Annotated in this window: 23 protein-coding genes; 10 read left to right on the top strand and 13 right to left on the bottom strand. The window is 51.5% G+C overall.

The genetic code is table 11. From position 1 onward, the window contains the following. Nucleotides 1-16 precede the first annotated feature (16 nt). The 8 genes from KW829_RS03045 to KW829_RS03010 all read right to left on the bottom strand — a co-directional run bounded on the left by KW829_RS03045 (nucleotide 17) and on the right by KW829_RS03010 (nucleotide 7,929). A complete protein-coding gene (locus tag KW829_RS03045; RefSeq protein ID WP_218307560.1) occupies nucleotides 17-946 on the bottom strand; it encodes a DUF2971 domain-containing protein in 930 nt (309 codons plus the stop codon). Nucleotides 947-1,810: 864 nt separating this feature from the next. Beyond that, nucleotides 1,811-2,290: a DUF2778 domain-containing protein gene (locus KW829_RS03040; RefSeq protein WP_218307559.1), complete on the bottom strand. Its 480-nt coding sequence runs from the start codon at nucleotides 2,288-2,290 to the stop codon at nucleotides 1,811-1,813. Next, complete coding sequence (locus KW829_RS03035; protein ID WP_218307558.1) at nucleotides 2,287-2,769, bottom strand: Hcp family type VI secretion system effector; 483 nt, start codon at nucleotides 2,767-2,769, stop codon at nucleotides 2,287-2,289. The genes KW829_RS03040 and KW829_RS03035 overlap by 4 nt, the downstream gene beginning before the upstream one ends. A 153-nt stretch (nucleotides 2,770-2,922) precedes the next feature. Beyond that, on the bottom strand, nucleotides 2,923-3,627 hold the full coding sequence (locus KW829_RS03030) for an ABC transporter ATP-binding protein (protein WP_256350473.1): 705 nt from the start codon (nucleotides 3,625-3,627) through the stop codon (nucleotides 2,923-2,925). Between the two features lie 8 nt (nucleotides 3,628-3,635). Continuing rightward, nucleotides 3,636-4,511, bottom strand: a complete 876-nt coding sequence (locus KW829_RS03025) for an ATP-binding cassette domain-containing protein (RefSeq protein WP_108417557.1) — start codon at nucleotides 4,509-4,511, stop codon at nucleotides 3,636-3,638. Beyond that, nucleotides 4,508-5,782 (bottom strand): high-affinity branched-chain amino acid ABC transporter permease LivM, encoded by a 1,275-nt coding sequence (gene livM, locus KW829_RS03020; RefSeq protein WP_218307803.1) that lies wholly within the window; start codon nucleotides 5,780-5,782, stop codon nucleotides 4,508-4,510. Before livM ends, KW829_RS03025 begins: the two co-directional genes overlap by 4 nt. An 11-nt stretch (nucleotides 5,783-5,793) precedes the next feature. Further along, a complete protein-coding gene (locus tag KW829_RS03015; protein ID WP_089598431.1) occupies nucleotides 5,794-6,708 on the bottom strand; it encodes a branched-chain amino acid ABC transporter permease LivH in 915 nt (304 codons plus the stop codon). Nucleotides 6,709-6,807: 99 nt separating this feature from the next. Beyond that, nucleotides 6,808-7,929 (bottom strand): branched-chain amino acid ABC transporter substrate-binding protein, encoded by a 1,122-nt coding sequence (locus KW829_RS03010; protein WP_218307556.1) that lies wholly within the window; start codon nucleotides 7,927-7,929, stop codon nucleotides 6,808-6,810. Between the two features lie 427 nt (nucleotides 7,930-8,356). On the opposite strand from KW829_RS03010, the gene KW829_RS03005 reads away from it, so the two are divergent. After that, nucleotides 8,357-9,025: a YecA family protein gene (locus tag KW829_RS03005; RefSeq protein ID WP_010432448.1), complete on the top strand. Its 669-nt coding sequence runs from the start codon at nucleotides 8,357-8,359 to the stop codon at nucleotides 9,023-9,025. A 33-nt stretch (nucleotides 9,026-9,058) separates the two neighbouring features. Here the strand turns inward: KW829_RS03005 and tyrP are convergent, their stop codons facing one another. The 3 genes from tyrP to yecR form a co-directional block, all read right to left on the bottom strand. Then, entirely contained in the window at nucleotides 9,059-10,270 is a 1,212-nt protein-coding gene (tyrP, locus tag KW829_RS03000) for a tyrosine transporter TyrP (RefSeq protein WP_089598426.1), read from the bottom strand. A 212-nt stretch (nucleotides 10,271-10,482) separates the two neighbouring features. Beyond that, nucleotides 10,483-10,980, bottom strand: a complete 498-nt coding sequence (gene ftnA, locus KW829_RS02995) for a non-heme ferritin (RefSeq protein WP_010432452.1) — start codon at nucleotides 10,978-10,980, stop codon at nucleotides 10,483-10,485. Nucleotides 10,981-11,182: 202 nt separating this feature from the next. Further along, entirely contained in the window at nucleotides 11,183-11,521 is a 339-nt protein-coding gene (gene yecR, locus KW829_RS02990) for a YecR family lipoprotein (protein WP_010432455.1), read from the bottom strand. Nucleotides 11,522-11,768: 247 nt separating this feature from the next. On the opposite strand from yecR, the gene KW829_RS02985 reads away from it, so the two are divergent. The 3 genes from KW829_RS02985 to KW829_RS02975 all read left to right on the top strand — a co-directional run bounded on the left by KW829_RS02985 (nucleotide 11,769) and on the right by KW829_RS02975 (nucleotide 13,084). Beyond that, on the top strand, nucleotides 11,769-12,407 hold the full coding sequence (locus KW829_RS02985; protein ID WP_010432458.1) for an RpiB/LacA/LacB family sugar-phosphate isomerase: 639 nt from the start codon (nucleotides 11,769-11,771) through the stop codon (nucleotides 12,405-12,407). Between the two features lie 234 nt (nucleotides 12,408-12,641). Next, nucleotides 12,642-12,725 carry a stress response protein AzuC gene (gene azuC, locus KW829_RS02980; RefSeq protein WP_003859682.1) on the top strand — a complete coding sequence of 28 codons (84 nt, stop codon included), beginning with the start codon at nucleotides 12,642-12,644 and terminating at the stop codon, nucleotides 12,723-12,725. Between the two features lie 107 nt (nucleotides 12,726-12,832). Beyond that, nucleotides 12,833-13,084, top strand: a complete 252-nt coding sequence (locus KW829_RS02975; RefSeq protein ID WP_006176098.1) for a DUF2766 family protein — start codon at nucleotides 12,833-12,835, stop codon at nucleotides 13,082-13,084. A 40-nt stretch (nucleotides 13,085-13,124) separates the two neighbouring features. Here KW829_RS02975 and KW829_RS02970 read toward each other — a convergent pair whose 3' ends face one another. Together KW829_RS02970 and KW829_RS02965 are read right to left on the bottom strand one after the other, a co-directional pair. Then, nucleotides 13,125-14,468 carry an anaerobic C4-dicarboxylate transporter gene (locus KW829_RS02970; RefSeq protein WP_010432467.1) on the bottom strand — a complete coding sequence of 448 codons (1,344 nt, stop codon included), beginning with the start codon at nucleotides 14,466-14,468 and terminating at the stop codon, nucleotides 13,125-13,127. Between the two features lie 149 nt (nucleotides 14,469-14,617). Continuing rightward, entirely contained in the window at nucleotides 14,618-15,121 is a 504-nt protein-coding gene (locus KW829_RS02965) for a non-heme ferritin-like protein (RefSeq protein ID WP_010432470.1), read from the bottom strand. Nucleotides 15,122-15,627: 506 nt separating this feature from the next. Here KW829_RS02965 and KW829_RS02960 point away from each other — a divergent pair. From KW829_RS02960 to otsA, 6 genes are all read left to right on the top strand, one after another. After that, nucleotides 15,628-16,185, top strand: coding sequence for a DJ-1 family glyoxalase III (locus KW829_RS02960; protein ID WP_218307555.1), 558 nt, complete (start codon nucleotides 15,628-15,630; stop codon nucleotides 16,183-16,185). A gap of 316 nt (nucleotides 16,186-16,501) precedes the next feature. Next, nucleotides 16,502-17,491: an arabinose ABC transporter substrate-binding protein AraF gene (araF, locus tag KW829_RS02955; RefSeq protein ID WP_049006600.1), complete on the top strand. Its 990-nt coding sequence runs from the start codon at nucleotides 16,502-16,504 to the stop codon at nucleotides 17,489-17,491. Between the two features lie 70 nt (nucleotides 17,492-17,561). After that, nucleotides 17,562-19,076: an L-arabinose ABC transporter ATP-binding protein AraG gene (araG, locus tag KW829_RS02950; protein ID WP_010432479.1), complete on the top strand. Its 1,515-nt coding sequence runs from the start codon at nucleotides 17,562-17,564 to the stop codon at nucleotides 19,074-19,076. A gap of 14 nt (nucleotides 19,077-19,090) precedes the next feature. After that, a complete protein-coding gene (gene araH, locus KW829_RS02945) occupies nucleotides 19,091-20,071 on the top strand; it encodes an arabinose ABC transporter permease AraH (RefSeq protein ID WP_010432481.1) in 981 nt (326 codons plus the stop codon). A gap of 152 nt (nucleotides 20,072-20,223) precedes the next feature. Then, on the top strand, nucleotides 20,224-21,027 hold the full coding sequence (gene otsB, locus KW829_RS02940; RefSeq protein ID WP_089601068.1) for a trehalose-phosphatase: 804 nt from the start codon (nucleotides 20,224-20,226) through the stop codon (nucleotides 21,025-21,027). After that, nucleotides 21,002-22,426 carry an alpha,alpha-trehalose-phosphate synthase gene (gene otsA, locus KW829_RS02935; protein WP_214605566.1) on the top strand — a complete coding sequence of 475 codons (1,425 nt, stop codon included), beginning with the start codon at nucleotides 21,002-21,004 and terminating at the stop codon, nucleotides 22,424-22,426. Before otsB ends, otsA begins: the two co-directional genes overlap by 26 nt. Nucleotides 22,427-22,442 lie beyond the last annotated feature (16 nt).

The raw sequence follows: 22,442 nt of genomic DNA, 5'->3' as shown, positions 1-22,442 counted from the left end.
ACTGAGAAGGAATTAATCATTCCTCATCAAATGCTTTAACTATTGATTCCATACAGCGAGGTAAAGAAATAAAACACTCATCATTTAAATTTATTTCTATTTTCTGGAGTGTAAACTGTTGGTGAACTTCAGACATTTGCCAAAATGTAATAGGTAAACTTCGCCCTTGCAAGGATTTCATGATTGTGTAAATGGTAGTATCTTTACATCTCATGCCAAAAATAATATCCGTTAAATATATTGATGCATTTTGCTTACCAATATTAGAAATCATTCGCCATTCTTTTTCATATTGCCAAGGAGAAGCCTTCCGAAGAAAAATCGCCTTTTCTATTTCAAGTTTTGCATCCGCATCGCCATTCAGCATTTGTAATATTTGACTGGTTTTAATATCTCTTGAGTTACCAGTGTAATTTATTGGTTGGATTTTATCTTTAGCATTATCCGGAATCGTATAGCCCAAGCATAATCCTCTATGATTATCAGCATAATGCGACCACATTAGTGGACAATCACAATTCTCAGCAAGGGAGAGTACTCCGTTGCTATATCCAGATAGGATAATCTTTCCGATTAAATTAGCTAATGTACCTGTTACTGAAAATGGCTCATCGTCGTAAAAATCAAATTGTTGATATAAATCAGCAATCATTCTGTCAGATTCACTTTTACTAAGTAATGAAATTTTATCTCGAGTTTTAGGACCGTTATAATGAAGGTTATTAGCCGCGTTATTTAATTTTTCCTCCGCAATTCTTTGATAAAGGATTGATAGTATGTTCTTTAATTGCTCTTCATCTTGAATGTCATCAAATATAGAGACTTTGCAATCAAGGGGATCGTTAAATTGATTTGGATTAGCAAAATAAAGATAGTCGGCAATAATCAACTCCATACAATCAGAGTTAAATGATTTATATTTAAACAACTTATCAGGTACTAGCATATATAATGTTCCCCATTGGATACATTTCTTTTTTGGATAAATGTAACATGACTTACAATTACGTCAATCACTTGCATGCATTTTGCTGATCAAGAAAAGTAAGGTAATCTTTTTTTCTCTTTGAAATATAGGCGTTTTTTAGTTTGGCAGCTATAGGAAAGTTGATTTTTAAAATTCACTTCAATCAGAAATTTAAACTCTTGACCTTATCCTTGACTGTGGGAACAACTGAATTTAGCTCTTTAAATAGTGGCAGCAGAAGTGCAGCCATCACCTGTGATCACCAGCGATTACCAGCAAAGAGAGTCTTATTTATCATAAGGTTATGATTTGTAAGACTCTCTAATAGTTTTTAAAATCCCTCGGCGTTCGCGCTGTGTGGGTTCAAGTCCCACTCCGGCTACCATGGGAAAGCAAAGAATAATCAAAGCAATAAGCAGTGTCGTGAAACCGCCCATTAAGGCGGTTTTTTTATTACATCTGCATGGCTTCAGAATATCAATTGTTTGATTTCTTTCAGTTAAAGAAGAAAAGCCTCCAGGCTTTTGATCTGAAGGCTTCTCACATTTCGATCTTACAATCGTTATCGAGTAGAGTCTGGAACAGCGTTTTTACCCATTCGTTTCGACCGTTTTTGACGCAATAGCGCAACTATCCAGATGATTAAAGTAGTGGTTAAGATCGCAACTGTGAATAAAACCAACGTGTAGTAATCAAGAAAGTCTTCCTCCATGACATAGCCATACTTTTCTACATACCATCCATAAATCTCCAAATCGGGCATAAAGTAGCAAAACACAGAATATAATATGAAGAGGGTAGTAAGTTCTGCATACCAGATAAGTACCTGTGACAGAGGTTTCATCAATATACCTGTATTGTGCCAAACGCCCTCAACTGGGCTGTAACCATGACTGGTGGCGATTTAATGAGCGCCCTCCAGAGGATCATGTAGTCGGATAACGAAACTATAGAAATACATCCATCGCTGTTTCCGTTATGGCCTGCAGGGTGCAGACGAAATGCTCCACGCTCGACCTTACCAATAAACGAACTGTCATCAATTCGTTCATCTTCGCGAAAAAGGGCAAACCACAGATTGCGATCTGAACCGCTTTCTACCGTTTTATACAAATCGTTAAGTCTTGTATTCCATCCTCCCCGCGAGCGCGTGACGATATAGTACTTCCCCGGCGGAAGAGGCCCCCTTTTTGGGATTGCTATTGAGTCTGGATTGTTCCTGTGCTTCCCTTTATTGCCTGAGTAGGCAGCAAAGAAACCCACCCCAGGACAACTTAACGAAGAGAGTTGTCCGTTATTGATATGAAAATAGCAACGAATCATCTTTCTGCCCACGAATCAGAAAAGAGTATGTTACCGTCGCAGTGTTTCCAGGTGATGCGTTCATAACGCAAAGATATGCTTTCAAGATGGTTGTGCTTTTCAGTCGCAGGATCTTTCACATCGTGCATAACGGGGCACACAGAAACCACTTTTACCCCTTCAAGATACATATTGAAGTATTCAGCTTCCTGCCCAGCGTCGTTAATCCTGTACCACTTAAATTCCGCTGATTGTAACGTCTGCCCTTGCGCCACCGCTTTATAAAGATAAGGGCTTGATGAATCGAATTCTTTTTCAAAGTGTAATGCGGAGTGAACTCGCGTACCTGTAATTTTTCCGGTTGCGCTATCAGTAGGAAGGTGTAATCCATGTCCAAATCCAAGAACCTCAATACTACCTTCGCGGTACTGAACATCAACAGACCCTTTGATGTCTGTACCTCCGTCATCTTTAAGCCAAAGATATGCGGGTATAGCCATTCTGAAAGCTCCTTTTCAGTGAGTTTGACGTGATCGTCAGAAACTAATAAATCAACAAACCCAGGCCATCTCAAGGCATTGCGTGCTATATCTTACGTGAATAAATTGTTGTTATTTATATGAAAATATTTTTAACGGTATTCTTGTATCAAGTCACACCCCACCCAGATACGCCTTCCTCACCTCCGGATCCCCCAGCAGCTCCTCGCCGCTGCCGCTCAGCCGGATCTGTCCGTTAACCATCACATACCCGCGATCAGACAGCTTCAACGCGTGGTGCGCATTCTGCTCAACCAGAAAAATGGTCATGCCGTTGCGTGCCAGCTCGCGCAGCGTCTGGAAAATCTGTTTTACCACGATAGGGGCCAATCCCAGGCTGGGTTCATCCAGCAGCAGTAGCTTAGGGCGGCTCATTAAGGCCCGCGCAATCGCCAGCATCTGCTGTTCTCCGCCGGACATGGTCATTGCCCGCTGTTTACGCCGCTCCTTGAGGCGGGGGAAAAGGTCGAACATGCTTTGCATATCTTCAGATGCAAACTGGTTTCCAATCGGGATGGTGCCCATTAGCAGGTTCTCTTCCACCGTCATATCCGGGAAGATACGCCGTCCTTCGGGCGCCTGGGCGATACCGCCGGACGCGACGTAGTGGGTGGATTTATGGCTGATATCCTCTCCGCAAAACAGGATCTGTCCACTACGGACCCGGGGTTGACCAAAGATAGACATCAATAATGTCGACTTTCCTGCACCGTTAGCGCCAATCAACGCCACGGTTTCGCCTTTGTTAACCTCAAGGGAAACCTGTTTCAGCGCCTGGATCACGCCGTAGAAAACGTCCACCTCCCGAAATTCCAGCATCGTCTCGTTCACAGGTTAACCTCGCTCTCGTCGGTGCCCAGGTAGGCGGCGATCACTTTTTCATCGTGCTGGATCTGCTCGGGTTTCCCCCGCGCAATGACATCTCCGTGGTCAAGCACAATAATGTCGTCCGAAATCTCCATGACCATTCCCATATCATGCTCAATCAGTAACACCGTGATGTCGTGGTGGTCGCGCAGAAAACGGATAATGCTACTTAACTTGTGCGTTTCCACCGGATTCAGGCCTGCGGCAGGTTCATCAAGGCAGATCATCTCCGGACCCGTACACATTGCCCGGGCGATTTCGAGGCGTCGCTGTTGACCGTAAGACATTTCCCCCGCGAGGCGGTTGGCGCAGTCCACGAGGTCCACCACTTCCAGCCAGTAAAATGCACGATCGAGGGCATCACTTTCCGCCCGACGATAGGCGGGGGTGTTGAGCACACCGGCGAGAAGATTGCGATTTACACGCATATGCTGTGCAACCAGCAGGTTTTCGACGACCGACATCTCGCGAAACAGGCGGATATTCTGGAACGTGCGCGCAAGACCCGCGCGGTTTACCAGGTGTGTTCCACCGAACATTTTGTAGAAAAGACGCGACCCTAACCGGGCTGGGTTAATCCAGTCACCGGGCTGGAATTTTTGACCGAGAACCTGAATCACATTGGTGGTTTTACTGCGGGTATTGAATAAGATATTTCCGCCGGACGCCCTGTAGAAGCCCGTCAGGCAGTTAAACACGGTTGTTTTCCCCGCGCCGTTAGGCCCGATGAGGGCGGTAATCGACCCGCGTTGTACATCAAGGTTGACGTCATTTAACGCCTTAATCCCGCCAAAGTGCATCATCAGGTGCTCAACGTGTAATATGGTTCCGTTCATGGCGCGACCCCCTTACGCACGGCATAGCCGCTGCGGTTAATGCGGATCAAACCGCGCGGACGCCAGATCATCATGACCACCATCAACACGCCAAACAGCAGGACGCGATACTCCGCAAAACTGCGCAGCAGTTCCGGCGTGACGGTCAGGACAAAGGCGGCCAGCACAACGCCCAGCGTTGAACCCATCCCGCCCAGCACCACGATGGCCAGAATCAGTGCGGATTCAAAAAAGGTAAAGGAGGTGGGATTAACGAACCCCTGATAGGTGGCGAAGAAAACCCCCGCAATCCCGGCCGTTGATGCGCCCAGCGTAAAAGCAGAAAGCTTCACCAGCACGTGGTTAAGACCCATTGAGCGGCAGGCAATTTCATCTTCTCGTAATGCCTCCCACGCCCGACCAATCGGCATTCGCGTCAGGCGGTGCTTGATGTAGAGCACCATCAGCACCACCAAAAACAGCACGGCGTAAATAAAGATAAACTTCATGTTTGGGTTATAGGTCAGATGGAAAAACTCGTGGAAGGGGACGCCGCCTTCTTTGGCGCGTCGGCCAAACTCCAGACCAAAAAAGGTAGGGGCAGGGGCTGAAACGCCATTTGGGCCGCCAGTGAAGGTCAGCCAGTTATTGAGCACCAGGCGGATAATCTCGCCAAACCCGAGGGTCACGATTGCCAGATAATCCCCATGCATGCGAAGCACCGGGAAGCCAAGCAGCGCACCGGCGGCGGCGGCCATCAGCGCTGCAAGCGGCAGCATGCTCCAGAACCCTAACCCCAGATACTGATACCCCAGCGCGAGGCCATACGCGCCAATCGCGTAAAAGGCGACATACCCCAGATCCAACAGCCCCGCAAGGCCGACCACAATATTCAGCCCGAGGCCGAGCAGAACATAGATCAGCCCCAGAATGGCAACGGTCAGCACGTATTTGGTCGCCACAAACGGAAAGCAGATCGCAAGCGTAATAACCAGCGGAATAATCCAACGCATGCGGCTCTTGTATCCGGGAGGGCGGACATACACCCCTGCGCTGTCCGCTTCAAACCTCGCCTGGAAACGCGCACCGGGGGCGGTCTGCAGGAAGATGCTCAGCAAAAAACGGCCCAGCATGACGATGGCAATAATCCACGCCAGCCGTTGTCCGGCAAAGTTAAAGCTGTAACCGTCGAGAACCACGCCAGCGATAGGGCCAAAGATAATCAAAGCAACCAGCCCGGAAAATACGGAATCCAGAATGCAGCGTTTAAGGGAGAAACCGGCAGATGTCATCGTCTTCACCCTCACACCTTCGCCACGACAGGGCGGCCCAGCAGACCCTGAGGACGGAAAATCAGGATCAATACCAGCAGCCCAAACGAGAACACGTCTTTATAATCCGAGTTCACCATCCCGGAGAATTGCGCTTCCGCCACTCCCAGAATCAACCCGCCGAGCATGGCGCCCGGCAGAGAGCCGATGCCGCCCAGCACCGCCGCCGTAAAGGCTTTTATACCGATGACAAAGCCCACGTAGAAATCAAAGGTGCCATAGTTCATGGTAATCAATACCCCCGCCAGCCCGGCCATCGCCGCGCCGATCACAAAGACCAGCGAAATGATCCTGTCGGTATTGATCCCCAGAATGGAGGCCATTTTGCGATCCTGCTGCACCGCACGACACATCCGCCCCAGCCGGGTATGGCTGATTATCCACGTGAGCAGCAGCATGCCGGCGAACGAGGCGATCAGAATAAAGATTTTGGTGTAGGTGATCTGGACGAAACCTTCTCCCAGATGTACGCGAAGTACGCCGTCCAGCATGGTTGGCACGCCTTGCTGGCGGGGGCCCTGGCTCAGCTGGGCGTAGTTTTGCAAAATCAGCGACATCCCGATGGCAGAGATCAGCGGTGCCAGTCGGGTGGAGTTTCGCAGGGGTTTATAGGCGATGCGTTCAATAGTCCAGCCATACACGCCCGTCACCACGATGGTGAACGCCAGTGTGCCCAGAATCAGCAGGGGAAACGACTCAAGACCGAAGAATGACAGCAGGGCCAGCCCGATGGCGCAGAGATAGGCCGAGATCATATACACTTCGCCATGGGCGAAGTTGATCATGCCAATGATGCCGTACACCATGGTGTAGCCGATGGCAATTAAGCCGTAGACGGAGCCCAGCGTTAATCCGTTGATTAACTGTTGCAGGAAGAATGTACTCATCATCGCGCGCTCTTTTTATAGGCCGCACGACGCGTGCAGCCCGATGTGTATTCCGCGTCGGCAGGCGAACCTGCCGACGTTGAGCGTGACTCCGTCCCGTTACTGCACTTCCTTATATTTTCCCTTGTCGTCCCACTGATAAACCACGTAGTCAGATACTTTCAGATCGCCTTTGCTGTCCCAGGCTTTTTTGCCCATCACCGTGTCTACGGCGTTCGCTTTCAGCCACTCGCTGGCTTTGGCGGAGTCTTTGCCTCCGGTGGCCTTGAAGGCGGCGGCAATGGCCTGGATGGAGGCATAGGAGTAAAGGGTATAGCCTTCTGGTTCGAATTTACTGGCGCGGAATTTCTCAATCACCGCTTTACCGTCCGGGATCAGTCGCGGATCTTTACCAAAGGTCATGTAGATACCGTTGGTGTACTGCGGGCCACCCGCGGCGGTGACCATCTCTTCATTGACGATACAGTCCCCTGAGAAGAATTTCGCCTGTACGCCCTGTTCACGCATCTGGCGCACCAGCGGGCCCGCTTCAGGGTGGCAGCCCCCGAAGAACACCACGTCCGGTTTTTGCGCGCCAATTTTCGTTACCAGCGCGTTAAAGTCTTTTTCCCCACGTGATAAGCCTTCATACATCACATCCTTCACGCCGCGTTTGGCAAGCGCCGCTTTGGTGGCGTCTGCTAACCCCTGACCGTAGGTGTCTTTATCGTGAATGATCACCACGCGTTTGGCCTTCAGCTTATCGATGATGAAGTCGCTGGCGACTTGCCCCTGCTGATCGTCCCGGCCGCACATGCGGAACATATCGCTCATGCCGCGCTCGGTAATAAGGGGGTTAGTCGAACCGGGGGTGATAGCAATAATGCCCGCATCGCTATACACCTCGGAGGCGGGCATGGTGGAAGAGGAGCAGAAATGGCCGACAACCGCATTGACTTTGTCCTGGTCGACTAAACGGTTAGCGACGGCAACAGCCTGTTTAGGCTCGCAGGCATCATCTCCCTGAACCAGCTTAATTTTCTCACCGTTGATCCCTCCCGCGGCGTTAATGTCTTCTGCGGCCTGCGTTGCGCCATGCCAGTACTGATCGCCATAGGTGGCATTTGGGCCTGTAAACGGTCCGGCCACGCCAATCACAATATCGGCCTGGGCGGAAAATGCCGTCACCAGACAACCGGCTAACACAAGAGAAAGGGGACTTCTGATAAATTTCAGCGACATTATTGTGTTCCTTAGCAAAGAGGTTTTTGCACCACGGCGTCAACCCAAACGCCCTACGGCGCAGCCAATCTATATATAAGATCGAGAACAACATGCACTAAACGAACAAAATCCAGGCCACATCCTGCTTAATACGGCGAGGTTTCCATGCGCAGTTTGCGCGCAGAACATTAAGCAAAATCGTTGCCAGAATGGTTAACCCATTGACCGGGTTGCGACATAGTTGAGTATAGAGCGCCGATTTACGCTGCCTTGCGGGACGCATTGAAATTACAGCGGAGATCACATCTCGTTAACAACAAAGCCCATAAGTTGTGCAAGGGTCACGATTTGCACGTTTTTGCAGCAATAAAGACCTCAACTTCAGCCAGGAAAGGCGTACGATATGTGTTAGGATCTTTTCCTTTTTTTATCAGGAGTGTCAGCAATGACTGAAGGCCCATTAAATGAAAGCGAAATGGAGTGGCTGGAAGAGACGTTAATGTCTTACGGTCATGACGATGCGTCCGTGATTGACGTATCCGAACTGGACGGCATGCTTACCGCAGTGCTTTCCGGCCCAAGGGTGGTTGAACCCGATGCCTGGCTGGTAGCGGTCTGGGGCGGCGAGAAGTACATTCCGCGCTGGAAAAACGATCGTGAAATGAACCGTTTTATCGATCTCTGCTTTAAGCATATGAACGACATTGCTGAGCGCCTGAGCGAGTATCCTGATCAGTTCGAGCCCATGTTTGGTTTTAACGACGTTGATGGACAAAGCTACACCGTGGTTGAAGAGTGGTGCTATGGCTACATGCGCGGCGTGGCGCTGACCGACTGGTCGTCACTGCCTGACGAACTGAAAGCCGATCTGGATGTGATTGCTCTGCACGGGACGGAAGAGGGCAGCGAAAAGCTGGATGAACTGACCGAAGAAGAGTATACCGCCAGCATCGAGAGCATCCAGCCCGCGGCGCTGCGTTTATACAACTACTGGGTTGCTAACCCGCAACAGCAGGAAACCCAAAAACCGATTATTAACGGCACGAAGGTCGGGCGTAACGATCCTTGTCCGTGCGGCAGCGGGAAGAAGTTCAAGAGTTGTTGTTTGCATTAATAAAGAAAGGGGCTAATCGTAGCCCCTTTTTTATTACCCCACTTCCGGCAGCATTCCCGCTGCTATGAGGAATTGCACCAGAATAATCACCACGCCACAGGCAAACACGATGCACAGCAGCGGTTTACCTCCCGCCACGCGATAACCTTGCTGAGGATGCTGCTGACGGCTCTTCCATGCCAGCAGGGAAGGCAACAGCAGCGCGAGGACGGATAACGCCACACCCGCATAGCCCAGCGCCATTACAAAGCCACGCGGGTAAAACAGCGCAAAGGCCAGTGGCGGCAGGAAGGTAATTGCACCCGTTTGCAAGCGTCCGGCAACGGTATTGCGGCGCTGGAACAGATCGGCCAGATAATCAAACAGGCCGAGCGCCACGCCCAAAAACGACGTCGCCAGCGCCAGGTCAGCGAACAAATGTACCGCCAGCTCGACGTGTGGAGAGGTCACCACCTCACGCAGCGCCATCAGGAAACCATTCAGGCCGGAATGCGCAGCCATTAAACCGATAAAGGTTGAGGAGTCAATGCTGCCCAGCGTGACCAGCTGCCAGAAGATGTAGGCGACCAGCGGAATCGCGCTGCCGATGATAAAGATGCGGCGCAGCTTGCGGGTATCGCCATTCATATAGCTGACGATACTCGGCACGCTGCCGTGAAAACCGAACGAGGTGAAAATCACCGGGATCGCGGAAAGCGCCAGCCCTTTTTCCAGCGGCAGCGTCAGCAGGTTAATCTTGTGAACGTGCGGCGCAAGCAGAACCAGCATCACAACCAGGAAAATAATCTTGGCGCTGAACAGAAAGCGGTTAAACAGATCGACAAGCGATGTGCCAATACATACCACGCCGCCGCCGATGAGCGCGAAGAAGACCGCGCCTGTGCCGGGCGTAATGTGTGTACCAAACCCATCATTGACGCTGGACGCGATCAGCTCTCCGGCTCCGCTAATGTAGGCAGCCGTCAGGGCGTACATCAGGAACATCATGCTAAAGCCTGTAACCCACTGGCCATAACGTCCCAGGTAGCGTGCAGCCAGCGAACCTAAACCCGTGTCGGCAGGGACGTGCTGATAAACCTCCAGCAACAGCAGAGCGGTGTAACACATCAACGCCCAGAGTGTGGCGAGAAGCAATAACGTTACGCCAAATCCGACGCCTGCGGCCGCCAACGGCATGGCCAGCATTCCTGCGCCAATCGTCGTTCCTGCGACGATGAAAATACTTCCCAGAGCTCTGTTTTTCACGCTTTCCTCTACAACGATTCTTAATCGCGACCTAATCTGCGGCGCAGAGTAAGGGAAAAGCGTGAACTCGTCAAATCACCGTTACAACCCGTGTAATTTTAAGTTTACGCTTTGGCGAGGGGCAAACATCTGTTGAACCGTGAGGCGAAGGGGAGAGGTAATAAGTAGAGGGGGCATTAAAACGGTGCTGAGGGTTCAGCACCGTGTGGGAATTAATTTTGCGTATCGAGTGTCGCCAGTTCTTTATCAATAAAGTAAAGACCTTCACCTGATTTACCGGCCAGAGACAATTTATCCAGCACGGATTTAAACAGTTTTTCTTCTTCGTGTTGCTCAGCAACGTACCATTGCAGGAAATTAAAGGTCGGATAATCCTGGCTGGTCATTGCAGCATGAACCAGTTCATTAATTTTCTGGGTGATCAGCTGTTCGTGCTCGTAAGTGGCGCGGAACAGTTCATCAAGAGAACCGTATTCAGCAACCGGAGAGGCGACCGTATCAATGCGCGGCAGGCTGCCCGTATCCGTCAGATAATCAAAGAGACGCTGCATGTGCGTCATCTCTTCCTGTGCGTGACGACGCAGAAACGCGGCGGCACCTTCAAAGCTGTGATAGCTGCACCAGGCGCTCATCTGCTGGTAAAGAAGGGATGAATAAAGCTCAAGGTTCATTTGAGCATTGAGCTTGTCGATCATTTCAGTTTTCAGCATGGTGGCGCTCCGATTTATTATTTCTGGTTCACAATGAGCGACACTATAATTTGTTATTTAATTATTTGCAAAACGTAAAATAAATATTTGTTTATTTAAAAATACGAATGGGAATAACACGCATTGGCACGTTTTATATTTATTAATGAGAATTGTTTGTGTTCTTAATTAAAAAGACTGCCAGCTCTGCTGGCAGACGACATTAATACCATGGATTCGTGACGTTAGGATTCACGGCGTAGCCCATGCATTTATACTGAATGGTCACGCTCTCGTTCAGGCACAGCGATCCGCTAATCAGGGTACAGGTTTTGACAGGCTGACCATAGGCGGAGGCGGTGGCATATCCCATGCCCTGACAGGCTTTCACTGCGGTGCCGTTATTCACATACGCATCGGAATGGGCGTTTTGCAGCATGGCCTGGCCGTAGTCGAGGCGGACAACTCCGTTGGGGGCGTCAAGGTGACTGACCTCCGCCTGACGGTTAACGTTGCATCCCGCGAGAAGCAGGATCGTTCCGGCGATGATTACTCTTTTCATGGTTCACTCTGCGTGAAGAGGGAAATACGCTATTTTAGCATCAACTGTTCCAGTCAATGCCTCGAATAGCCCGAGGATCAACCCTTTCTCTTCGCAACGAACCGCATCAGGTCACGAAACTGTGAGCGCAATTGCGTTTTTTAAAACGCATTTTCACTTAATTTGAAAGAGTGTTTGTTTGATAGTAAGGTTAAGGGGATAAGGTATCCACAGCGGGCTTGTCCGCCACACATTCAGGAGAGACACGATGAAAATTGCGCTGATGATGGAAAACAGCCAGGCAGCTAAAAATCCCATCATCCTTAATGAGCTAAAAGCCGTTGCCGATGAAAAAGGCTTCCCGGTGTATAACGTCGGGATGAGCGACGAGAACGACCACCATCTTACCTATATCCATCTGGGCATTATGGCGAGCATTCTGCTGAATTCCAGAGCCGTGGATTTTGTCGTGACCGGCTGCGGTACCGGCCAGGGGGCGCTGATGTCGCTGAATATCCATCCGGGCGTGATTTGCGGCTATTGCATCGATCCTGCTGACGCCTTCCTGTTTGCGCAGATCAACAACGGTAACGCGCTGTCCCTGCCATTTGCCAAAGGCTTTGGCTGGGGCGCTGAATTGAACGTGCGCTTTATCTTTGAGAAAGCCTTCACGGGCCGTAACGGCGAGGGGTATCCGCCAGAGCGTAAAGAGCCTCAGGTGCGTAACGCGGGGATCCTGAATCAGGTGAAAGCGGCGGTGGTAAAAGAAAATTACCTTGATACCCTGCGCGCAATCGATCCTGAACTGGTGAAAACCGCCGTATCCGGTCACCGCTTCCAGCAGTGTTTCTTTGAAAACTGCCAGGATAAAGAGATCGAAGCCTTCGTTCGGGGGATTGTTGGCTAACAGCATGTGATGACATCCATAACTTTCCTGGCGTATCAAAATTTTTTATAAAAATTTACTGGAATTTATATGGGCGTAACCCGTGGATTTTGCGGCTTTTTTCGTAACATTGTTGTAGCACTGGTGGATTTGTTTGTGTGATGTTAGTCACAAAATGATTGATTTTTGTGATGGTGGTCATATTATAAGCGCATTGACAATAACACCTGCATAACACGTTACTGGAGCAACATAATGAAACTGCGCAAAATCCTGAAAAGCATGTGGGCTAACTACTGCACGACTTTCAAAGACGTCCCACCGGGTGCGATGTTCTGATAAAAAAACCTGCTTCGGCAGGTTTTTTTATGCCTGCGGGCGACGAGAAAGAGATGAAAGGGCGCGCGGTTTGCTACTATGGCGGCCTTTAACTAAGGAGAAAACCCATGTCACAAAACCTGAGCGCCGATCAGGAACTGGTCTCTGACGTCGTTGCCTGTCAACTGGTTATTAAGCAAATCCTTGATGTGATTGACGTTATCGCGCCTGTCGAAGTGCGTGAAAAAATGTCGACCCAGCTGAAAAACATCGATTTTACCAGCCATCCGGCGGCAGCCGATCCGGTTACGCTTCGCGCTATTCAGAAAGCCATCGCACTGATCGAGCTACGATTCACCCCGCAGGGCGAGTCTCACTAAGCCGTGAAACGGGCGACCCTGTCAGTCGCCCGAGATACTGTTAGAAGAAGGTCTGGACCAGCAGGTAGCTCGCCGCACAGGCGCAGCTCACGCCGATCAGCCCCGGCAGGATGAAGCTGTGGTTGATGATAAATTTGCCGATGCGGGTGGTGCCTGAACGGTCAAAGCCGATGCAGGCCAGATCGCTGGGGTAGGTCGGTAAGACAAAGTAGCCGTAGGAGGCCGGGAAGAAGGCGATCAGCATTTTCGGATCGATGCCCAGCATTAAGCCCATCGGCGCAACCGCAGTTAACGCCGCCGCCTGGCTGTTCACCAGTTTAGAAACCAGAAACAGTACAATGGCATAGGTCCACGGGTGGCTTTTCACGACCCCTTCCAGCGCCATTTTCAGTTCATCCAGATGCGCCTGGAAAAAGGTATCGCTCATCCACGCCACGCCAAACACCGAGAAGATCGCAACCATTCCCGCTTTAAACACCGCACCGTTCGAGATGGCAGAGGCATTCACCTTGCAGGCCATTAGCATGACAGCACCGGCAATCAGCATCATCATCTGGATGACCAGGTTCATCGAAAGCGCCGCCATTTTGCCTTTTACCTCAAAAGCAGGGCGCAATTCAGGCAGGGCACCGAGCAGAACCACGATGGCAATCCCGGTGAAGAAGATCCAGGTGGACCAGTAGGCCTGTTTCGGGAAGCGCTGATTCATGAGCGTTTCCGTGCCGCCATAGATAAATTCCCGCTGTTTCGGATCTTTCAGCTTTTCCTGAAACTCTACGTCATCCGCTAAATCTTTGCCGCGACGTAAACTCCACAGTGCTGCAATCGCCACCCCAAACAGCGAGGCAGGTACGGATACGGCGAGGATCTCCAGGATCCCCCACGCGTGACCAATCCCGTGCTGTGCGCCGAGAATCGACACCAGCGACACAACCGCGACCGATACAGGCGAGGCGGTGATGGCCATTTGCGAAGCCACGGAGGCTACCGCCATGGGGCGTTCCGGGCGGATCCCTTTTTTCAGCGCAATATCGGCAATGATGGGGAACATGGTGTAAACCACGTGTCCCGTGCCGCACAGAAAGGTCAGCATCCAGGTGGTGAAGGGGGCGAGGAGAGTGATGTGCTGCGGATGTTTGCGCAACAGACGCTCGGCGAACTGCATCATCACGTTCAGACCACCGGCAGTCTGCAGGGTGGCCGCACAGCCAATCACCGCGAGAATGGTCAGCATCACGTCAACCGGCGGTTTGCCAGGTTGAAGCCCAAAAATGAAGCTCAGAATAAACAGGCCAATACCGCTGATTAGCCCCAGTCCCATCCCGCCAAAGCGGGTCCCGACCAGCAGACAGGCAATAACAACAATAAACTCAATGGTGATCATGATGCTCCCTCGTCAAACATTATGTAATTAAATAAATCATTACACGATGTAGGGTTATTCATTGGGAGCAAGATCTGATTTGTTAAATCTCAGACAAAGCAGGAGGTTGTGGGAGGAACCTGCCCCGGTCAGGAGCAGGTCAGTCGTGCTCAGTGGCGCTGAACGGTGACAATGTCGAGCAGATGACGGTCAGTTTGCTCCGGGCATAAACCGGCATGCTTCGCATTGCGGAGTTCGTCCGCAAGCGTTTTGAGCAGCGTACCGTCCTGCTGCTGCTCTTTGTCCATATCGCGCAGGAATTTCAGGGTAATGCTGTCGTGCTGCGCTTTGGCTTCATCAGCCAGTTTGCTGAGTGTGCTGCAGCGCTGTTCATACTCTTCAAGCGTTTTCTGGAACAATTCTTCCAGCGAAGAGTAGTTATCGTCGATCGTGTCCAGGGCTTTTACGATAGGGTTCGCCCCTACAGCTTTCAGAAAGTTAAAGACGCGCATCATATGCGTAACGTTACTTTGCGCCTGAGTACGAAAGAACGTGGCTGAACCATTAAGACTGTTCTCGGAGCACCACGCGCTCAAATGCAGGTGCAAATTGGAGGCGTAGAACTCCAGGTTCATTTGGGCATTCAGTTTTTGCATCATCGTTTGGGTAGTCATACTCATATCCTTATTGACTGTGGGACGTGATGTCCGCAGCTAAACCTGACCCGGCAGGTACATAAAATCACATGGCAGAAGGCAATTCTGCATTGACGGAAGTTGACCGAATATTCACATCCTGTGTTCGATATAAATAAGCATACCCTTGTCTCCGGATTAAGAAAACTCTTAATCCGTCCGTATTTACCATAGATTACAAATTTTAATATAGTACAGAATCTCAAACAGATAGATATAAATTAATACATCAATAAGTGATTGATTTTAATAGGTGTTAATATATTTATTGCTCTGGGATCACAGCGTTAAATAGTCTGGTAACAGAATATTCTGTGAATAGAACAAATATGCATGATTAATTCAAAATATATTCTATGGGCGTAAAGTTGCGCTAAATCAATTTTTGCAAAAATGACGGTAATGTGATCGCCGTGCAGGATTGTTCCTGATGACTCTGTGAAAATGAAACAGTGTTTTAATGTATTCCATTCACTGAGGTTAACATGGCCAACGTTGCGGTGCTGCTGGCACCTGGTTTTGAGGAAGCAGAAGCAATTATTACGATTGATATTCTGCGTCGGTTGAATATCGAGGTGGAAACCCTGGCTTGCGCAGAATCTCGGGCGGTAATGAGCTACCATAACATCCCGATGGTGGCAGACTGTACGTTATCCGAACGTCTGAACACGCTTTACGATGCGGTGGTGTTACCCGGAGGGCCGGAGGGAAGCGTCAATCTGGCCGCTAGCCGGGAGGTCATCCGTTTTGTGTCCACACATGATGAAAGTGGAAAATTGATTTGTCCCCTCTGTTCTGCCGCAGCGCGCGTGCTGGGCGGTAACGGGTTACTCAAAGGACGCCGTTACGTCTGCTCGGGAGATTTATGGAAAACCGTAATGGACGGTGAATACGTGGATGCACCGGTCGTCGAAGATAAAAACCTGATCAGCGGTAAAGGTCTGGGCCACGCGTTTGATTTTGCGCTGACCCTTTCTGCTCGCCTGTTGGGTGACGAAGCGCCTGTCCGCGATCACGCGGATCACATCTATTACGCCTGGTAGTTTCCCTGCCGGACGTGATGGCGTCCGGCTGTCAGGGACTTCTTGGCTAATCTTATGGATTATTCTGCTTAACCCCATTTTAATTGTCTGACAATTCCTGCCGTTTTTATGTCATTTTCCGCTGAATTTATGTACGCAATTACTGTAATTCTGCGGTGTGATGCCGCTCTCTTATGGATGATTAATTTCCCGCTAAAACTATCACCAGCACTAACGCTTATGACGAGGTAAGCGCTAATGTCTTGTTTTAAGTCCGATTAAATAAGAAGCACGCAAATATTCCCTACAGAAAAGATTGCTAAAGCTGGAGTTTACCATGCACAAATTTACTAAAGCGCTGGCGGCCATCGGCCTGGCTGCCGTTATGTCACAATCCGCTATCGCTGAAAATTTAAAACTCGGTTTTTTGGTTAAACAACCTGAAGAACCCTGGTTCCAGACCGAGTGGAAATTCGCCGATAAAGCCGGAAAAGATTTAGGTTTTGAAGTGATTAAAATCGCCGTGCCGGACGGTGAAAAAACCCTGAACGCCATCGACAGCCTGGCGGCCAGCGGTGCGAAAGGGTTCGTTATCTGTACCCCTGATCCGAAACTGGGTTCAGCGATTGCCGCCAAAGCACGTGGCTATGACATGAAGGTCATTGCGGTTGATGACCAGTTCGTGAACGCCAAGGGTAAGCCGATGGACAGCGTCCCGCTGGTGATGATGGCGGCGACCAAAATCGGCGAACGTCAGGGCCAGGAACTCTATAAAGAGATGCAAAAACGCGGCTGGGATGTAAAAGAAACCGGCGTGATGGCGATTACCGCTGACGAGCTGGACACGGCGCGTCGTCGTACTACCGGTTCCATGGACGCCCTGAAAGCGGCCGGTTTCCCGGAAAAGCAGATCTACAAAGTGCCAACCAAATCTAACGACATCCCGGGCGCGTTCGACGCGGCTAACTCTATGCTGGTCCAGCATCCGGAAGTCAAACACTGGCTGGTGGTCGGCATGAACGACAACACCGTGCTGGGCGGCGTGCGCGCAACCGAAGGCCAGGGCTTCAAGGCGCCTGACGTTATCGGCATCGGCATCAACGGCGTGGATGCGGTCAGCGAACTGTCCAAAGCGCAGGCGACCGGCTTCTATGGCTCGCTGCTGCCAAGCCCGGATGTTCACGGCTACAAATCCAGCGAAATGCTCTACAACTGGGTGACCAAAGGGGCTGAACCGCCGAAATTCACCGAAGTGACCGACGTGGTGCTGATCACCCGCGACAACTTCAAAGAGGAGCTGGCGAAAAAAGGACTGGGCGGTAAGTAATACGCTGTGATTGTGCCCCTCATTCACCTGAGGGGCCAGACGTACACACTACAGGAATCACGGAGTCGTTATGCAACAGTCTGATCCCTATCTCTCTTTTCGCGGCATCGGGAAAACCTTCCCCGGTGTTAACGCGCTGACCGATATCAGCTTCGACTGCCATGCCGGTCAGGTCCACGCGCTGATGGGGGAGAACGGCGCGGGAAAATCCACGCTGTTGAAAATTCTCAGCGGTAACTACACCCCCACAACCGGCACGCTGGCGATACGCGGCGAAGAGGTGGCGTTTGCCGATACGACGGCGGCTCTCAATGCCGGGGTCGCCATCATCTATCAGGAACTGCACCTCATTCCTGAAATGACCGTGGCAGAGAACATCTATTTAGGTCAGCTTCCGCACAAAAGCGGCGTGGTAAATCGTTCGCTACTCAATTACGAAGCGGGGCTGCAGCTTAAACACCTTGGGCTGGATGTTGATCCGCAAACGCCCCTGAAATATCTCTCCATCGGCCAGTGGCAGATGGTTGAAATTGCCAAGGCGCTGGCGCGTAACGCCAAGATTATCGCCTTTGATGAACCGACCAGTTCGCTCTCCGCCCGTGAAATTGAAAATCTGTTCCGCGTGATCCGCGAGCTGCGCAAAGAAGGCCGCATTATTCTGTACGTTTCGCACCGTATGGAGGAGATCTTTGCCCTAAGTGATGCCATCACCGTGTTTAAGGACGGTCGCTACGTGCGGACGTTCACGGACATGGCACAGGTTAACCATGACCAGCTGGTTCAGGCGATGGTCGGACGCGAGCTGGGCGATATTTACCACTGGCAGCCTCGCGAGTACGGCCCGGAGCGCCTGCGTCTGGATAACGTTAAAGCGCCCGGCGTGCGCACGCCGATTTCTCTTTCGGTGCGCAGCGGTGAAATCGTCGGGCTGTTTGGCCTTGTCGGGGCAGGGCGCAGCGAGCTGATGAAAGGGTTGTTTGGCGGCACGCGGATCACACAGGGGCAGGTCTCGATTGACGGTCAAAAAATCGATATCCAGAAGCCCGCTCACGCGATCAATGCGGGCATGATGCTCTGCCCGGAAGATCGCAAAGCGGAGGGGATCATTCCGGTCCACTCGGTGCGCGACAACATCAATATCTCTGCAAGACGCAAATACATCCGCGCGGGGTGCCTGATCAATGACGGCTGGGAAGCGAGCAACGCCGACCACCATATCCGCTCGCTGAACATCAAAACGCCGGGTGCGGAACAGCTGATCATGAATCTCTCCGGCGGTAATCAGCAAAAAGCCATTCTGGGCCGCTGGCTGTCAGAAGATATGAAGGTCATTTTGCTGGATGAGCCGACGCGCGGTATCGACGTAGGGGCAAAACACGAAATCTATAACGTGATTTATGAACTGGCAAAACGTGGCGTGGCGGTGCTGTTCGCCTCCAGCGATCTGCCTGAGGTACTTGGCGTTGCCGACCGTATCGTTGTGATGCGTGAAGGTGAAATTGCCGGTGAGTTGCTGCATGAACAGGCGAATGAACAACAGGCGTTGAGTCTCGCCATGCCTAAAGTTAGCCAGGCTGTCGCCTGAGTAAGGAGTCAATGATGTCCTCTGTAACTACATCCGGAGCGCCGAAGTCGGCTTTCAGTTTTGGCCGCATCTGGGACCAGTACGGTATGCTGGTGGTCTTTGCCGCGCTGTTCCTCGCCTGCGCGATTTTTGTGCCGAACTTTGCCACCTTCATTAATATGAAGGGGCTGGGGCTGGCAATCTCTATGTCCGGCATGGTGGCCTGCGGCATGCTGTTCTGCCTGGCGTCGGGCGATTTTGACCTGTCGGTGGCCTCGGTAATTGCCTGTGCAGGCGTGACCACGGCAGTCGTCATCAACATGACCGAGAGCCTGTGGATTGGCGTCTTTGCAGGGTTGATGCTCGGTGTGCTGAGCGGCCTGGTGAACGGGTTTGTGATTGCCCGCCTGAAGATTAACGCCCTGATCACGACGCTTGCGACCATGCAAATTGTGCGCGGTCTGGCCTACATCATCTCCGACGGGAAAGCCGTGGGGATCGAAGACGAGCGCTTCTTTACCCTGGGCTATGCCAACTGGCTGGGTTTGCCCGCGCCAATCTGGCTGACGGTTGCCTGCCTGATCCTGTTTGGCTTCCTGCTTAACCGCACCACGTTTGGCCGTAACACGCTGGCGATTGGCGGGAATGAAGAGGCGGCGCGCCTGGCGGGGGTTCCGGTGGTGCGCACCAAGATCATTATCTTTGTGCTCTCCGGGCTGGTCTCCGCAGCAGCAGGGATCATTCTGGCGTCGCGCATGACCAGCGGCCAGCCGATGACCTCCATTGGTTATGAGCTGATCGTCATCTCAGCCTGCGTTTTAGGGGGCGTTTCCCTGAAAGGCGGCATCGGAAAAATCTCATATGTGGTGGCCGGTATCCTGATTTTGGGGACGGTGGAGAACGCCATGAACCTGTTGAATATTTCGCCATTCTCGCAGTACGTGGTGCGTGGTCTGATCCTGCTCGCAGCCGTGATTTTCGACCGTTACAAGCAAAAAGCGAAGCGTACCGTTTAACGCCTTTCCGCGCTTTTTATTGCTCAACTAATAACCATAGTTGACCCCTTAACCGCCCCGCCAGTTTTACTGACGGGGCGGTTGTCAAATGGCGAGCACCGTCACACTGTCTATACTTACATGGCTGTTTACTCACTGTAAGGAGGAAAAGGGTGGCTGACTTGTTAACCGCACCGCCTGTACTGCCCGGAAAATTTGCTTTCTTTTTTGACCTCGACGGAACACTCGCCGGGATAAAGCCGCATCCTGATGAGGTCGTCGTACCGGATACGGTGTTAGAGAATTTGCAGCAGCTCTCGAGGATGAACGAGGGAGCACTGGCATTGATTTCAGGGCGCTCAATGGCCGAGCTGGACGTGCTCGCCAGTCCATATCACTTTCCGCTGGCCGGTGTACACGGAGCGGAGCGCCGCGATATCCATGATCAACAGCATATTGTCTCACTCCCCGATGCCTTAATTCAGTCGCTGCATGCTCATCTCTCTTCTGCTCTGGAGGCGCTGCCGGGTACCGAGCTGGAAGCCAAAGGTATGGCCTTTGCTCTGCACTATCGTCAGGCACCGCATCATGAAGCGGCAGTATTTGCCATCGCCCGCGGCGTGGCCGATGCGCACCCGGAGCTCGCGTTACAGCCGGGGAAGTGCGTCATTGAGATTAAACCTGAAGGGATCAACAAAGGCGCTGCTATTGCGGCGTTTATGGCCGAGCCGCCTTTTCAGGGGCGTAAGCCGGTATTTTTGGGGGATGACCTGACCGATGAGGCCGGGTTTATGGTGGTAAATAAGGCCGGCGGGATGTCTGTCAAAGTCGGGCCTGGAGAAACATGTGCCGGATGGCGGCTGGAAAGCGTCGCCAGCGTCTGGCAGTGGATATCTGACGTCGCTAACCAGCAACAACAACAAATAGCGCAACACAACGGGAGAAATCTATATGGGTCGCTTAATCGTCGTCTCTAATCGCATTGCACCGCCGGATGATAAAAAAGCCAGCGCGGGTGGCCTGGCGGTGGGGGTATTAGGTGCCCTAAAAGCCGCCGGAGGACTCTGGTTTGGCTGGAGTGGGGAAATCAGTAACGAAGACAAGCCGCTTAAGAAAGTCTCGCGCGGCAACATTACGTGGGCCTCTTTCGCCCTGAACGAACAGGACTATAACGAATATTATTCCGAGTTCTCTAATGCCGTACTGTGGCCTGCCTTCCACTACCGCCTGGATCTGGTCAAATTCCAGCGCGAGTCTTATGACGGCTATATGCGCGTTAATGCTCTGCTGGCCGATAAACTGCTGCCATTAATTAAAGAAGACGATATTTTATGGATCCACGATTATCATCTTCTGCCCTTTGCCAGAGAGTTGAGAAGACGCGGCGTCAATAACCGCATCGGCTTCTTCCTGCATATTCCCTTCCCGACGCCGGAGATCTTCACGGCGCTTCCGCAGCACGATGAGATTCTGGAAGCACTGTCCGATTACGATCTCCTGGGTTTCCAGACTGAAAATGACAGGCTGGCTTTCCTCGACAGCGTGTCGGGTAAAACGCGGCTGGTTACGCATGGCGGAAAATCGCACGCGGCCTGGGGGAAAACCTTCCATACGGAGGTTTATCCTATTGGCATCGAGCCGGAAGAGATTGCCGAACAAGCGTCTGGCCCGTTGCCGCCAAAACTGGCACAGCTTAAAAATGAGCTTAAAAACGTTAAGAATATCTTTTCAGTAGAGCGCCTCGATTACTCCAAAGGCTTACCGGAGCGCTTCCTGGCGTATGAGACGTTACTGGAGAAATATCCGCAGCATCACGGCAAAATTCGCTATACGCAGATAGCGCCGACGTCGCGCGGCGAGGTGCAGGCTTATCAGGATATTCGTCACCAGCTGGAGACCGAAGCAGGGCGCATCAACGGCCGCTACGGACAGCTGGGCTGGACACCCCTTTTCTATTTGAATCAACACTTTGAGCGCAAGATCCTGATGAAGGTCTTTCGCTATGCGGACGTCGGGCTGGTGACGCCCCTGCGTGACGGGATGAATCTGGTGGCAAAGGAGTATGTCGCAGCACAAGATCCTGCGGACCCTGGGGTACTGGTGCTGTCTCAATTTGCCGGTGCGGCGAATGAGCTTACTTCAGCACTCATCGTTAACCCTTACGATCGCGATGACGTCGCGAACGCCCTCCACCGCGCCTTAACCATGCCGCTGGCGGAGCGTATATCTCGTCATGCGGAGATGATGGAGACCATCCGTAAAAATGACATTAACCACTGGCAGGCTCGTTTTATAGACGATCTGCGTGAAATTGAACCGCAGAGCCATGAGGGACAGCTGCAAAAAAAGATCGCGACATTCCCTAAACTGGCGTGATATTCCTCGGGGGGGC

The sequence above is a fragment of the Enterobacter sp. ENT02 genome, from assembly GCF_019219165.1.
GTDB classification, from domain to species: domain Bacteria; phylum Pseudomonadota; class Gammaproteobacteria; order Enterobacterales; family Enterobacteriaceae; genus Enterobacter; species Enterobacter mori.
The sequence above is the reverse complement of the archived record's forward strand: the minus strand, read 5'-3'. Positions and strand labels throughout refer to the sequence as shown.